A 13,738-nucleotide genomic window follows, 5' to 3' on the forward strand; every position below is an offset into this window, starting at 1 on the left:
CAGCCCCGTGGCAGTTTTCGTAAGAATCCGGCTAGTCCAGATAAAACTTGAGGCTGGAAGCCGGCCCCACGCCTGCGGGAAACCCGCAAACGTGCGACAGACAACCAGCCTCTAGCAACATCGCTATTAGCGACGCAGACCCAGGCGAGCGATCAGCGCTTTGTAACGCTCAACGTTCTTGCCTTTGAGGTAGTCCAGCAGCTTGCGACGCTGGTTTACCATGCGGATCAGACCACGACGGGAGTGGTGATCTTTGCTGTTAGCTTTGAAGTGACCTTGCAGCGTGTTGATGTTAAAGGTCAGCAGTGCAACCTGCACTTCTGGAGAACCTGTATCACCTGGAGCTTGCTGGTAGTCTTTTACGATTTCTGCTTTGTGTTCAACTGTAAGTGCCATTTGGCTTTCCTTTCAATTAGGGCCTGCTTGCGAACAAGACAGATCCAATGGGCCGAGGACAAATCCTCGTATTTAAATGTGAGATGTGACCGTGCCCAATAACAGCCACCCTCGTTCCAGTCTGCGCCGGAAATATTACACCCCGATGCAGCCTGGCTCCGGTCATTCCGACCGAATCAGTCGACGCGGCGCAATGCGCCCGTCTTCGCTCACTTCACCGATACCGATAAAGCGACCGTTGTGATCTTGTACCCGCACCATGCCGAACTTCGGAGCATCCGGAGCACGTACTGGCTGGCCGTTGAGCCAGTAGAACGCGCTGGCTTCGGAGAAGTGCAGCAACGGCCAGTCGAGCAGGCCACTGTCCGATGGCATCAGGAAGCGGTCGACCGCTTCATTGCCGCCTTCGGCATGCACCGCTTCCAGTTCTTCCAGCGTAACCGTCTGGGCCAGGCTGAAAGGTCCGGCGTGTGTACGACGCAGTTCTGCAACGTATGCCCCGCAGCCCAATTGCTCACCGATATCTTCCACAAGGGTACGGATATAGGTGCCTTTGGTGCAGTCGACGGCCAAGCGCGCAGTGTCGCCTTCGCTGGCCAGCAATTCGAGGCGGGTAATAGTAACAGAACGTGGTTCACGCTCCACCACTTCGCCTGCACGGGCCAGCTTGTAAAGCGGCTGTCCGTCACGCTTGAGCGCAGAGTACATCGGCGGTATCTGACTGATTTGCCCACGAAACTTGGGTAAAACAGCTTCAATATCGGCGCGACCAACGGTCACCGGACGCGTCTGCAAAACCTCGCCTTCAGCGTCTGCCGTGGTGGTGGTCTTGCCCAATTGCATCAGGGTTTCATAACCCTTGTCGGAATCGAGCAGGTATTGCGAAAACTTGGTGGCTTCGCCAAAGCACAGCGGCAATACACCGCTGGCCAATGGATCGAGGCTACCGGTGTGCCCTGCCTTCTCGGCATTGAGCAGCCAGCGGACTTTCTGCAGAGCCGCGTTGGAGGTGAACCCAAGTGGCTTGTCCAGCAGGATGATGCCGCTGACGTTACGACGGATACGCTTGACCTGAGCCACCGGTTACTCCTTGGTGTCTTCGGGAGCAGTGGTTTCAGGGTGCTGATTGTCTTCAGCCACTGCACGCTCGATCAAGGCGGACAGATGAGCACCACGCACGACGCTTTCATCGTAGTGGAAGTGCAACTGCGGAACGCTGCGCAGCTTCATTTCACGCGCCAGTTGCATGCGCAGGAAACCCGCTGCCGAGTTCAGCACCTTGATGCTCTGGGCGATATCTTCAGCGCTGTCCTGACCCATTACGGTGATGAAGATCTTGGCGTGACCGACGTCACGGCTGACTTCAACAGCAGTAATGGTGACCAGACCCACGCGCGGGTCTTTGACTTCGCGACGGATCAGCTGTGCCAGCTCGCGCTGCATCTGATCGCCGATACGTTGGGTACGGCTATATTCTTTTGCCATGTCTTGTTACCTGTTACTCACCCATGGGAAACCCATGCGTTCTGAAAGCGGCAAACGCCCGGCCTGACAGAAGCCGGACCGGGCGTTGCGTTTAGAGTCCAGGCCGAGCGCTGCGCAAATGCATGCGCGGGCTCGTCCTCGCTCTTGAGGCTCGCGATTTAGAGGCTGCGAGCAACCTGGACCTTCTCGAACACTTCGATCTTGTCACCGACTTTAACGTCGTTGTAGCTCTTGACGCCGATACCGCATTCCATGCCGGCACGCACTTCGGACATGTCATCCTTGAAGCGACGCAGGGATTCCAGCTCGCCTTCGTAGATAACGATGTCTTCACGCAGTACGCGGATTGGACGGTTACGGTGAACAACACCTTCCAGCACCATGCAACCTGCAACCGCGCCAAACTTCGGCGAGCGGAACACGTCACGGACTTCGGCGATACCCAGGATGTTCTCCCGAACGTCGCTGCCAAGCATGCCGGTAAGGGCTTTCTTGACGTCTTCGATGATGTCGTAGATGACGTTGTAGTAACGCATGTCCAGGCCTTCCTGCTCGACAATCTTGCGAGCGCCGGCATCGGCACGCACGTTGAAGCCAAACAGTACAGCGTTGGAGGCCAGTGCCAGGTTAGCGTCGCTCTCGGTGATACCACCGACACCGCCGCCCACTACGCGCACTTGCACTTCGTCGTTACCCAGGCCGCTCAGAGCGCCCTGCAGAGCTTCCAACGAACCACGGACGTCAGATTTGAGGACGATGTTAAGCGTCTTCTTCTCTTCCTGGCCCATGTTCTCGAAGATGTTTTCCAGCTTGCCTGCGTGAGCACGAGCCAGTTTCACTTCGCGGAACTTGCCTTGACGGAACAGGGCAACTTCACGCGCCTTCTTCTCGTCGGTCATTACGCTCATCTCGTCGCCAGCATCTGGCGTACCGTCCAGGCCGAGGATCTCGACAGGGATGGATGGACCGGCTTCCTTGATAGGCTTGCCGTTCTCGTCGAGCATGGCGCGAATGCGGCCGTAGTTGGAACCGACCAGAACCATGTCGCCTTGGCGCAGGGTACCGTCTTGAACCAGAACGGTTGCAACAGGGCCACGGCCTTTGTCCAGACGGGACTCAACCACTACGCCACGGCCAGGAGCCGATGGTGTTGCCTTGAGTTCCAGAACTTCGGCTTGCAGCAATACGGCTTCGAGCAATTCGTCAACGCCAGTACCCATTTTCGCCGAGACCGAAACAAACGGAGTGTCACCACCCCACTCTTCCGACGTCACGCCGTGAACGGACAGTTCGCTGCGAATGCGATCGAGGTCAGCACCTGGCTTGTCGATCTTGTTCACTGCAACAACCAGCGGCACGCCAGCGGCTTTCGCATGCTGAACAGCTTCGATGGTCTGCGGCATTACGCCGTCGTCTGCAGCCACAACCAGAATCACGATGTCAGTTGCCTTGGCACCACGAGCACGCATTGCGGTAAACGCAGCGTGACCCGGGGTGTCGAGGAACGTGACCATGCCGCGTTCGGTTTCAACGTGGTATGCACCGATGTGCTGAGTAATACCACCGGCTTCGCCAGCAGCTACCTTGGCACGACGGATGTAGTCGAGCAGGGACGTTTTACCGTGGTCAACGTGGCCCATTACGGTCACAACCGGAGCACGGGAGAACGACTCGCCTTCGAACTTCAGGGACTCGGCCAGGGAATCTTCCAGGGCGTTGTCGCTGACCAGAGTCACTTTGTGGCCCAGTTCTTCAGCAACCAGTTGGGCAGTTTCCTGATCCAGTACCTGGTTGATGGTCGCTGGAGTACCCAGCTTGAACATGAACTTGATGACTTCGGCAGCCTTGACCGACATCTGTGCAGCCAAATCGCCGACAGTGATGGTCTCGCCAATCTGCACGTCACGAACTACAGGGCCGGTTGGGCTCTGGAAACCGTGAGCGTTGCGCTTCTTCAGCTTGCCCTTGCCACGACCACCGCGACGGAAGCTGTCGCTTTCTTCGTCGGAAGTACGCGGAGCAACACGTGGAGTCGGTGCTTTTTCTTTAACCGAGGCACGATGCGGAGCGTTTTTGCGATCGCCGTCACCACTGCCGCGACGATTGTTGTCGTCTGCGCGTGGTTTGTCCGGGCGACGCTGTTCGTCACGCTTGCGTGCATCAGCGGCTGGAGCCGGTGCTGGCGCTGCGGCTTGCACAGGTGCAGGCGCTGCAGCGGCCGGAGCTGCAACAGGAGCAGATGCAGGCTGGCGGCGCGCTTCTTCTTCGGCGCGACGCTTGGACTCTTCTTCAGCCTTTTGACGTGCGGCATTTTCTACTGCACGACGTTCATCCATCTCACGTTTGCGCTCGGCTTCGATTTCTTCCGGGCTTTGCTGTACGAAGACTTTCTTCTTGCGTACTTCAACGCTGATGCTTTTGCTGCCAGCTACACGCAGGGTACTGGTGGTTTTACGCTGCAAAGTGATCTTGCGCGGTTCTTCCACTTTAGCCTTGTGGCTGCTTTTCAGGTGAGTCAGCAGAGCCTGCTTCTCACTATCGGTTACATTCTGCTCGGCGGCGTTGTGCGGCAGACCTGCCTCACGCATCTGCTGCAACAGGCGCTCAACCGGTGTTTTGACCTCATCGGCCAGTTGTTTCACCGTGACTTGCGTCATGCATTTCTCTCCTCAGGCCGCGCCTAATTACTCGAACCAATGGGCTCGGGCGGCCATGATCAACTTGCCGGCACGATCATCGTCAATGCCGTCGATGTCGAGCAGGTCGTCAATAGACTGCTCGGCCAGGTCTTCGCGGGTAATTACGCCGCGCACCGCCAGTTCCATCGCCAAATCCTTGTCCATACCCTCAAGCGAGAGCAGGTCTTCGGCCGGATGGGCGTCTGCCAGCTTTTCCTCAGTAGCGATGGCTTTAGTCAACAGTCGATCCTTGGCGCGAGCGCGAAGCTCGTTGACGGTATCTTCGTCAAAGCCATCGATGTTGAGCATTTCCTCCACCGGTACGTAGGCAATCTCTTCCAGGCTAGTAAAGCCTTCATCAACCAGTACCTGCGCCAGGTCTTCATCAACTTCCAGCTCTTCGATGAAGTTGCGCAGGATATCGCCGGTTTCTGCTTGCTGCTTGGCCTGGATGTCCGATTCGGTCATCACGTTCAGGGTCCAGCCGGTCAACTGGCTGGCCAGACGTACGTTCTGACCGCCGCGACCAATCGCCTGGGCCAGATTGTCTGCGCCAACGGCGATGTCCATTGCATGGGCATCTTCGTCGACGATAATAGCCGCCACTTCTGCTGGCGACATTGCGTTGATCACGAACTGCGCCGGGTTGTCATCCCAAAGGACGATATCCACTCGCTCTCCGCCCAATTCGCCGGACACTGCCTGGACGCGCGAACCGCGCATACCGATGCAGGCACCTTGCGGATCAATGCGCTTGTCTTTCGAGCGAACGGCTATTTTAGCGCGTGATCCAGGATCGCGGGAGGCCGCCATCACTTCGATCAGGCCTTCGGAGATTTCTGGCACTTCAATGCGGAACAGTTCGATCAGCATCTCTGGCGCGGTACGCGACAGGATCAGCTGAGGACCGCGGTTTTCAGTGCGGATTTCCTTGAGTAATGCGCGAAGGCGTACGCCAACACGGAAAGTCTCACGCGAAATGATGTCTTCACGGGCCAGCAACGCTTCAGCGTTGTTACCCAGGTCAACGATCACATTGTCGCGGGTCACCTTTTTAACGGTGCCGGAAATGATTTCGCCCAGACGCTCGCGATAGGCATCGACTACTTGAGCACGCTCGGCTTCGCGAACTTTTTGCACGATGACCTGTTTGGCCGTCTGTGCAGCAATCCGACCGAATTCGATAGAATCGATTTTCTCTTCGATAATATCGCCGGCTTTCGCGCCTGGCTGTTTCGCCTGGGCCTGGTCTACAGCCAACTCGTATGCTGGATCATCCAGATCTTCGTCTTCGACCACAGTCCAGCGACGGAAAGTCTCATAGTTACCGGTGTGGCGATTGATTTCCACACGCAGTTCGACTTCGTCTTCAAAACGCTTTTTAGTAGCGGTGGCCAGAGCCAGCTCCAGCGCTTCAAAAATAACGTTTGCCGGTACGCCCTTTTCATTGGACACCGACTCAACAACCAGCAGTACTTCTTTGCTCATCGTACGCCTCGCCTTTCGCAAGCCATTGGATCCGCGGGATCCGCGTCTCAGTCAAAACTGGGAATAATGTTGGCCTTGTCGATCATATCGATCGGCAACAGGAATTCATGGTCTTCAACCTGCACCACGATGTCCTGCTCTTCTACGCCGCGCAGAAGGCCCTGAAAGTTACGTCGCCCTTCAAAAGGCGAGCGCAGCTTGATCTTCACTTGCTCACCGACAAATTGGGCAAACTGTTCAAGCGTGAACAGTGGGCGTTCCATGCCAGGAGAAGAAACTTCAAGGGTGTATTCAACAGCGATAGGATCTTCGACATCCAGAACGCCGCTGATCTGACGACTCACGATTGCGCAGTCATCCACCAGTACGCCGCCTTCCTTGTCGATATACACACGCAACATTGAATGGCGGCCTTGAGCCGAAAATTCAATACCCCAGCATTCATAGCCAAGGGCCACGACCACCGGGGCCAACAAGTCCTGCAACTGTTCTAGCTTGCTCGACACCTGAACCCCCTAGTGCATGTTTGTGCATGCTGTGCAAAATGAAAAAATGGGCGAAGCGCCCATCTCTGAAACGTCGTTGAATACCGACGCTATAAAGTGTCCAGCTAACAAAAAGCCCCTGAAAAGGGGCTCCGCTGAAACTGGTTGCGGGAGCCGGATTTGAACCGACGACCTTCGGGTTATGAGCCCGACGAGCTACCAGACTGCTCCATCCCGCGACAAAGCTGGAGCGGAAGTATACGGTTGATCCCTTGACGGGTCAATCTAACCTTCCACATACAAGAAAGCCCGCTACTGCGGGCATTCTTGATAATTGGTACCGAGAAGGGGACTCGAACCCCTACACCCTATGGGCACAACCACCTCAAGGTTGCGTGTCTACCAATTCCACCACCTCGGCAATACAACGTTTACATCATGAAACCCGTTTTACTTTTGCTCTTGAGCTGGAGGCACGTCAGTCGCAGGAGTTGCCGACTTTTGCTCTTGAAGCACCGGAACATCATCTGAAGCCGGTTTTTGCACTGGTACTTCCAACACTGCTGGGTTTGGCAAACCTACTTGAGTCAGCTGTTCAGCTTTCTCTTTAGCAAAGTAACCTAACCCTAAGCTGGTTATGAAAAAACCTGCGGCAAGTATAGCAGTAAACTTACTAAGAAAGGTAGAGGAACCTTGGCTTCCGAACACAGTATTTGATGCACCTGCGCCGAAAGATGCTCCAGCATCCGCTCCCTTGCCCTGTTGCAGCAAAACCAGGGCAATCACACCCAATGCTGTCAACAGATGAAACACAGTTACGACGTTATCCAGCATTTTCAGTTTCCTGCGGCACGAATGATCGCACCGAACTCATCTGCATTCAGGGAAGCCCCGCCAATGAGTCCCCCATCGATATCCGGCATGCTGAACAGTTCGACCGCATTGGCCGCCTTCACGCTGCCGCCGTATAGAAGCCGCACACCTTGTGCCACTTCAGAATTCTTTTGCGCCAGCTGTGCGCGAATGGCCGCATGCACATCTTGCGCCTGCTGTGGTGATGCGGTCAGCCCGGTGCCTATGGCCCAGACCGGCTCGTATGCAATCACGGCATTTACAAAAGCATCGATGCCAAACTCGTCAATCACGGCATTCAGCTGACGCTCTACCACTTCAAGCGTTTGTCCCGCTTCGCGCTGCTCCAGGGTCTCCCCTATGCACAGCACTGGCGTCAAGCCAGAGGCTTGGGCCGCTGCAAACTTGCGGTTGAGTGTCTCATCCTGCTCGCCCAGTATCAGGCGGCGCTCAGAGTGCCCCACAAGCACCAGCTTGCAACCTGCGTCTGCCAACTGGCTAGAGGAAACCTCACCAGTCAGCGCGCCCTGCCCCGACTCCACCGCAGTATCCTGAGCACCGACCGAAATCGCTGCGCCTTGCAAGCCATTGATAACACGATCAATAAACAGCTGAGGCGGAAATACTGCAACATCAACATCGTTTGGCAGGACCAGACCACGCAGACCGTCGATCAGCTCAGCGACGCTGGCGCGGGTACCGTGCATCTTCCAGTTACCAGCTACCATAGTGCGACGCATGCTTTACCTCGTCGGTCAAAGTGGGCGCAGATGTTACCCAACCAAATCAAAGCTGGCAAGCCGAATTCAGGAACAAACTTCACTTACCAGTTTTGCCAGCTCTTCGGCGTAGCCGCGAACCATGTTTTCGTCATCGCCTTCGACCATGACACGCACCAGAGGCTCTGTTCCAGACTTGCGCAGCAACACGCGACCACGACCGTTCATGGCCGCCGTCACTCGCGCGCACGCCGCCTTGACCTCGGGATGCTCAACCGGATTGACACCGCCAGCAAAACGAACATTCAGCAACACTTGCGGGCACTTGCGTAGCGCCTGGCGCGACTGGGCCAGGCTTTCTTCGCGACGACGCAAGGACAGCAGCACCTGCAGCGCCGCAATGATCGCATCGCCCGTCGTGGTGTGCTGGAAGCACACGATATGCCCGGAGTTTTCACCCCCTACCAGCCAGTTACGCTCTTGCAGGGCCGCGATCACATAACGGTCGCCCACATTGGCGCGCACGAACTCAATACCCAGGTCAGCCAATGCCAGCTCAAGGCCAAGGTTGCTCATCAGGGTACCGACAACACCACCCTGCAATTTGCCACGCTCATGCAAGTCACGGGCAATGATAAACAACAGCTCATCGCCATCGACCACGGCACCGGTATGGTCAACCATCAATACCCGGTCGCCGTCGCCATCAAAGGCAATACCCAGGTCCGCACCTTCAGCCACCACGGCCGCCTGCAACTGACCCATATGGGTCGAACCGCAGTTTTCGTTGATGTTCAGGCCATCAGGCTGAGCCGACAGCACAACGACTTGAGCACCCAGCTCCTTGAAAACACTTGGCGCAACCTTGTAGGTCGCACCGTGGGCGCAGTCGAGAACAATCTTCATGCCGCTGAATTTGGTGCTGCTTGGCACGCTGCTTTTGCAAAATTCGATATAACGGCCCGGCGCATCATTGATCCGCGAGACCTTGCCGAGCTTGTCGGAGTCGACAACCGTCATCGGCGCATCCAGCAACTCTTCGATCATCAGTTCAACGTCGTCAGGCAGCTTGGTGCCCTCGCCGGAAAAGAACTTGATGCCATTATCGTCATGAGGGTTGTGCGAAGCGCTGATCACGATGCCCGCTTCCGCATGGAAGGTACGGGTCAGGTAGGCAATGGCCGGCGTGGGCATAGGCCCCAGCAGCATCACATCCGCCCCGGCAGCCGACAAACCGGCCTCAAGGGCCGATTCAAACATGTAGCCCGAAATACGCGTGTCCTTGCCTACCAGGATGCGGCAAGCACCCTTGCTGCGAAACGCCATGCCCGCTGCCCAGCCCAACTTGAGCATAAAGTCAGGGGTAATCGGATAAACGCCGACCCGACCACGAATACCGTCGGTGCCAAAATACTTCTTTGTCATAAGTGCTCCATCATTCTTAGTCGGCGGAATCTACCGCTGCGATCATCCGTACCACATCAACTGTTTCGGCAACATCATGGACACGCAAAATGCGCGCGCCCTTGGTCATCGCCAATGCCGCAAGAGCCAGACTGCCATAGAGCCGCTCCGCAACTGGCCGGCTCAGTGTCTGCCCGACCATGCTTTTACGTGACACGCCCACCAGCAAAGGCCGACCCAGTGCATGCAGGGCCTCCATATGCTTGAACAGGCTCAAATTGTGCTGCAGGGTTTTGGCAAAACCAAAACCCGGGTCCAGCACGATGCGCTCAGGCCCGATGCCTGCCGCCGCACAGCGCGCCATGCTGTCAGCCAGAAACGCCGACACCTCGCCGACCAGATCTTCGTAGCGGGGATTGTCCTGCATGTCACCGGGCTCACCGAGCATATGCATCAGACACACCGGCAAGCCGGTGGCTGCAGCAGCCTGCAGGGCACCTTCACGGCGCAGCGAGCGCACATCATTGATCAACCCCGCTCCCAGCCGCGCAACCTCGGTCATGACGATTGGCGCGGATGTATCGACCGAAATAATCACATCCAGTTCCCGAGCTATGCGCTCGACAACCGGCGCGACCCGGTCGAGTTCTGCCTGCGGGGAGACCACAGGCGCTCCGGGGCGCGTTGACTCGCCGCCAACATCAATCAGGGTCGCACCGGCCAGAACCATCGCCTCTGCATGGCGCAGAGCCGCGTCCAGCGGTGCAAAGCGGCCGCCATCGGAAAAGGAATCAGGGGTGACATTGAGGATGCCCATAACATGCGTATGGGCCAAATCAAGAACCCGGTTGCCGCAAGGCAACCGGGTTGAGGACTGAACAGAAGTCATTTCAAGCCTTATTGATCAGCAGCAGGGCCGCCGATAGGTGTTTCCGGGCGCTCGGTTTTATCCAGCGTAGGGGCAGTCGGGGTACCCGAGTTGCCATCTTCCCAGTCACGAGGCTCGCGTGGCGGACGACCCGCCATGATGTCGTCGATCTGATCGGCATCGATCGTTTCGTACTTCATCAACGCGTCAGCCATTGCATCCAGCTTGTCGCGGTTTTCTGTGAGGATCTGCTTGGCCGTGTTGTAGCACTGGTCAATGATGCTGCGCACTTCGGAGTCGATCAGCTTGGCTGTCTCGCCCGATACGTTTGCAGACTGACCGCCACCACGACCCAGGTAGGACTCTTCGTCCTCGGCATACATCAGCGGGCCGAGCTTCTCGGACAAGCCCCACTTGGTCACCATGTTGCGGGCAATCTGGCTGGCTCGCATGATGTCGTTGGAAGCGCCGGTGGTCACACCGTCGAAACCCAGAGTCATCTCTTCAGCGATACGGCCACCGTACAGCGAGCAGATCTGGCTGATCAGCGCACGCTTGGACAGGCTGTAGCGATCTTCTTCCGGCAGGAACATGGTCACGCCCAGGGCACGGCCACGAGGAATGATTGACACCTTGTAGACCGGATCATGCTCAGGCACCACGCGACCCACGATAGCGTGACCCGCTTCGTGATAGGCCGTGTTGCGCTTTTCTTTATCCGACATGACCATCGATTTGCGCTCGGCGCCCATCATGATCTTGTCTTTGGCCAGCTCGAACTCTTTCATTTCGACAACACGCTTGCCGGTTCGCGCTGCGAACAGGGAAGCCTCGTTGACCAGGTTGGCCAGGTCGGCACCCGAGAAGCCCGGCGTACCACGCGCAATAACGGCCGGCTGGACATCATCGCCCATTGGCACTTTACGCATGTGCACCTTGAGAATCTGCTCGCGGCCACGAATGTCCGGCAAGCCCACCACGACCTGACGGTCAAAACGACCTGGACGCAGCAGCGCCGGGTCAAGTACGTCAGGACGGTTGGTGGCGGCAATCACGATGATGCCGTCGTTCATCTCAAAGCCGTCCATCTCAACCAGCAACTGGTTAAGGGTCTGCTCGCGCTCGTCATGACCGCCGCCCATACCGTTGCCACGGTGACGACCGACCGCATCGATCTCATCGATAAAGATGATGCAAGGGGCGTGTTTCTTGGCCTGCTCAAACATGTCACGCACGCGGCTGGCGCCAACGCCCACGAACATTTCAACAAAGTCGGAACCGGAAATGGTGAAGAACGGCACCTTGGCCTCACCCGCAATCGCCTTGGCGATCAGGGTTTTACCGGTACCCGGTGGACCCACCATCAGCACACCACGCGGAATGCGACCGCCCAGGCGCTGGAACTTGCCCGGATCGCGCAGGAACTCAACCAGCTCGCCCACTTCTTCCTTGGCTTCATCGCAACCTGCCACGTCAGCCAGGGTCGTCTTGACCTGGTCTTCCGACAGCAGCCGCGCCTTGCTCTTGCCAAAGCTCATCGGGCCGCCTTTACCGCCGGCACCGCCCTGCATCTGGCGCATCATGAACATGAAGACCGCGATGATCACCAGGATCGGGAAGCTGGCAACCAGCAACTGGGTCCAGATGCTTTGTTGCTCAGGCAATTTGCCTTCAACGGTTACATGGTTATCCACCAGGTCACCGATCAAACCGTTGTCCTGAATAGCCGGACGGATGGTCTTGAAGGTATCGCCATCGCTGCGTTTGCCGGTAATCACGTAGCCATCCACGGCAACGCGCTCGACCTTGCCATCCTTAACTTGCTGGATGAAGTCGGAATAGTTGAGGGTTTGTGGCTCGTTTGGACTGGAGAAGTTGTTCATCACTGTCACCAGGACAGCGGCGATGATCAACCACAGGATCAGATTCTTTGCCATATCGTTCAATTAGCTACCCTCTGAAGCACAAGCCCCGCTACTGAAGCGTGCTTCGCATGATATTCACCGGCATAACTTACTACATTGCCTACAACCCTTGCAGGCTCCGTCTGTAACCCTTTGTGAAACTTTGCCTACACAATATTCGTTATGCCAGATCTGTAAAGCGATTCAAAAAAATCTATCGCCCTTGTTACAGACGTTCATCACTGGCCGAACCTTCAACACCGCGGAAGCCGCGCCCCAGCAAATACTGCTCGCGGGACCTGTCTCGCGACGAAGACGGCTTGCGCATCTGTACCTTGTCAAACAGCTTGCGAATGTCCTTGTGGTACTGGTCGAAGCCTTCACCCTGGAAAACCTTGATCAGAAAATCACCACCTGGACGCAGGACGCGACCGGCAAGATCCAGTGCCAATTCGCACAGAAACATTGCCCGCGGCATATCGACAGCTGCCAATCCACTCATATTGGGGGCCATATCTGAAATCACAAGGTCTACTTGTGTATTTCCGACGGCCTCGAGGATCTGTGCAAGCACGGCGTCCTCGGTAAAGTCGCCCTTGATGAAGGTCACATCCGGGATGCTGTCCATGTCCAGGATGTCGGAAGCAATCAAACGCCCCTGACCACCGATCAGACGACTGGTCACCTGCGACCAGCCACCCGGGGCCGCGCCCAGGTCGATAACGGTCATGCCGGGACGAATCAGCTTGTCGCGCTCCTGGATCTCCAGCAATTTGTAGCTGGCGCGGGAGCGATACCCGTCTTTTTGCGCCATTTTGACGTACGGGTCGTTGAAATGTTCTTTCAGCCAGTTAAGGCTAGTCTTGGAACGGGCCACGGGCCACCTCAAAAATTTTAAACGGGTCGTGATTAACTGGGCGGTCTGGGACTCGCTCGGGTAAACTGGCCGCCGCTTTTTACAAGATCAGACACAGGGGTCAGATTATGCCGCTCACTCAAGAGCAGAAGAAACAGTACAAATCCATTGGCCACCATCTGAAACCAGTTTTGACTGTGGCTGACAATGGTTTGACTGAAGGTGTTTTAGCCGAACTCGAACGCGCATTGGGCGATCACGAGCTGATTAAAATCAAAGTCAACATCCTGGATCGCGAATCCCGCCTGGAGGCCATTGCAGAACTGTGCAAGGCAGGCAAAGCGGAACTGGTACAGGTTATCGGCAAAATGGCGCTTCTGTACCGCAAGAACGTCAATGTAAACAAGCAACTGTCGAACATCCATCGCTTCAAGTGATGTCGACAAGGGTCAAGGGTGCGCCTGGCGCGCCCTGAAACTCTTCCAGGGCCAAAGCCCGAGAGTCATGCAAGAACTGCCCGCGCAACGCATCAGGCAGCCAGAGACGCCCAACGCACCACTCCCCTCACCTGCTACATGCCACTTCAACGTACTACGCTGCCAA

The 13,738-nt window shown here is 56.6% G+C and carries 13 protein-coding genes and 2 tRNA genes; 1 reads left to right on the top strand and 14 read right to left on the bottom strand.

The window, feature by feature from the left end; all coding sequences use genetic code 11:
- Nucleotides 1-126: 126 nt before the first annotated feature.
- The 14 genes from rpsO to rlmE form a co-directional block, all read right to left on the bottom strand.
- On the bottom strand, nt 127-396 hold the full coding sequence (gene rpsO / locus AB3G35_RS23295) for a 30S ribosomal protein S15 (RefSeq protein ID WP_016783433.1): 270 nt from the start codon (nt 394-396) through the stop codon (nt 127-129).
- 162 nt (nt 397-558) lie between these two features.
- Nucleotides 559-1,476, bottom strand: coding sequence for a tRNA pseudouridine(55) synthase TruB (gene truB, locus AB3G35_RS23300; RefSeq protein ID WP_016783434.1), 918 nt, complete (start codon nt 1,474-1,476; stop codon nt 559-561).
- Nucleotides 1,477-1,479: 3 nt separating this feature from the next.
- Entirely contained in the window at nt 1,480-1,881 is a 402-nt protein-coding gene (gene rbfA / locus AB3G35_RS23305; RefSeq protein WP_016783435.1) for a 30S ribosome-binding factor RbfA, read from the bottom strand.
- Nucleotides 1,882-2,039: 158 nt separating this feature from the next.
- Nucleotides 2,040-4,538, bottom strand: a complete 2,499-nt coding sequence (gene infB, locus AB3G35_RS23310; protein WP_016783436.1) for a translation initiation factor IF-2 — start codon at nt 4,536-4,538, stop codon at nt 2,040-2,042.
- A gap of 27 nt (nt 4,539-4,565) precedes the next feature.
- Nucleotides 4,566-6,047, bottom strand: coding sequence for a transcription termination factor NusA (gene nusA, locus AB3G35_RS23315; protein WP_016783437.1), 1,482 nt, complete (start codon nt 6,045-6,047; stop codon nt 4,566-4,568).
- A 47-nt stretch (nt 6,048-6,094) separates the two neighbouring features.
- Nucleotides 6,095-6,553: a ribosome maturation factor RimP gene (gene rimP, locus AB3G35_RS23320; protein WP_016783438.1), complete on the bottom strand. Its 459-nt coding sequence runs from the start codon at nt 6,551-6,553 to the stop codon at nt 6,095-6,097.
- A 141-nt stretch (nt 6,554-6,694) separates the two neighbouring features.
- Nucleotides 6,695-6,771, bottom strand: a tRNA-Met gene (locus tag AB3G35_RS23325).
- A gap of 96 nt (nt 6,772-6,867) precedes the next feature.
- Nucleotides 6,868-6,953, bottom strand: a tRNA-Leu gene (locus tag AB3G35_RS23330).
- A 29-nt stretch (nt 6,954-6,982) separates the two neighbouring features.
- Nucleotides 6,983-7,366 carry a preprotein translocase subunit SecG gene (gene secG, locus AB3G35_RS23335; protein WP_003439612.1) on the bottom strand — a complete coding sequence of 128 codons (384 nt, stop codon included), beginning with the start codon at nt 7,364-7,366 and terminating at the stop codon, nt 6,983-6,985.
- 2 nt (nt 7,367-7,368) lie between these two features.
- Nucleotides 7,369-8,124, bottom strand: coding sequence for a triose-phosphate isomerase (gene tpiA / locus AB3G35_RS23340; RefSeq protein WP_086798772.1), 756 nt, complete (start codon nt 8,122-8,124; stop codon nt 7,369-7,371).
- Nucleotides 8,125-8,190: 66 nt separating this feature from the next.
- A complete protein-coding gene (gene glmM, locus AB3G35_RS23345) occupies nt 8,191-9,528 on the bottom strand; it encodes a phosphoglucosamine mutase (RefSeq protein ID WP_086798774.1) in 1,338 nt (445 codons plus the stop codon).
- 16 nt (nt 9,529-9,544) lie between these two features.
- Complete coding sequence (gene folP, locus AB3G35_RS23350) at nt 9,545-10,396, bottom strand: dihydropteroate synthase (RefSeq protein WP_369782173.1); 852 nt, start codon at nt 10,394-10,396, stop codon at nt 9,545-9,547.
- A gap of 8 nt (nt 10,397-10,404) precedes the next feature.
- Nucleotides 10,405-12,312, bottom strand: a complete 1,908-nt coding sequence (gene ftsH / locus AB3G35_RS23355) for an ATP-dependent zinc metalloprotease FtsH (RefSeq protein WP_016783442.1) — start codon at nt 12,310-12,312, stop codon at nt 10,405-10,407.
- Nucleotides 12,313-12,505: 193 nt separating this feature from the next.
- Nucleotides 12,506-13,156, bottom strand: coding sequence for a 23S rRNA (uridine(2552)-2'-O)-methyltransferase RlmE (gene rlmE / locus AB3G35_RS23360; RefSeq protein ID WP_016783443.1), 651 nt, complete (start codon nt 13,154-13,156; stop codon nt 12,506-12,508).
- Between the two features lie 107 nt (nt 13,157-13,263).
- Here rlmE and yhbY point away from each other — a divergent pair, with 107 nt between their 5' ends.
- Nucleotides 13,264-13,572, top strand: a complete 309-nt coding sequence (gene yhbY / locus AB3G35_RS23365; RefSeq protein WP_003439595.1) for a ribosome assembly RNA-binding protein YhbY — start codon at nt 13,264-13,266, stop codon at nt 13,570-13,572.
- Nucleotides 13,573-13,738 lie beyond the last annotated feature (166 nt).

Origin of the sequence: Pseudomonas sp. WC2401 (genome assembly GCF_041200115.1) — a bacterium.
Lineage (GTDB): Bacteria > Pseudomonadota > Gammaproteobacteria > Pseudomonadales > Pseudomonadaceae > Aquipseudomonas > Aquipseudomonas fragi.

What these genes read in the sequence shown, in the direction of transcription:
- rpsO (WP_016783433.1), bottom strand. Translation starts at nt 396, where the DNA reads ATGGCACTTACAGTTGAACACAAAGCAGAAATCGTAAAAGACTACCAG.
- rbfA (WP_016783435.1), bottom strand. Translation starts at nt 1,881, where the DNA reads ATGGCAAAAGAATATAGCCGTACCCAACGTATCGGCGATCAGATGCAG.
- infB (WP_016783436.1), bottom strand. Translation starts at nt 4,538, where the DNA reads ATGACGCAAGTCACGGTGAAACAACTGGCCGATGAGGTCAAAACACCG.
- nusA (WP_016783437.1), bottom strand. Translation starts at nt 6,047, where the DNA reads ATGAGCAAAGAAGTACTGCTGGTTGTTGAGTCGGTGTCCAATGAAAAG.
- secG (WP_003439612.1), bottom strand. Translation starts at nt 7,366, where the DNA reads ATGCTGGATAACGTCGTAACTGTGTTTCATCTGTTGACAGCATTGGGT.
- tpiA (WP_086798772.1), bottom strand. Translation starts at nt 8,124, where the DNA reads ATGCGTCGCACTATGGTAGCTGGTAACTGGAAGATGCACGGTACCCGC.
- glmM (WP_086798774.1), bottom strand. Translation starts at nt 9,528, where the DNA reads ATGACAAAGAAGTATTTTGGCACCGACGGTATTCGTGGTCGGGTCGGC.
- folP (WP_369782173.1), bottom strand. Translation starts at nt 10,396, where the DNA reads ATGACTTCTGTTCAGTCCTCAACCCGGTTGCCTTGCGGCAACCGGGTT.
- ftsH (WP_016783442.1), bottom strand. Translation starts at nt 12,312, where the DNA reads ATGGCAAAGAATCTGATCCTGTGGTTGATCATCGCCGCTGTCCTGGTG.
- yhbY (WP_003439595.1), top strand. Translation starts at nt 13,264, where the DNA reads ATGCCGCTCACTCAAGAGCAGAAGAAACAGTACAAATCCATTGGCCAC.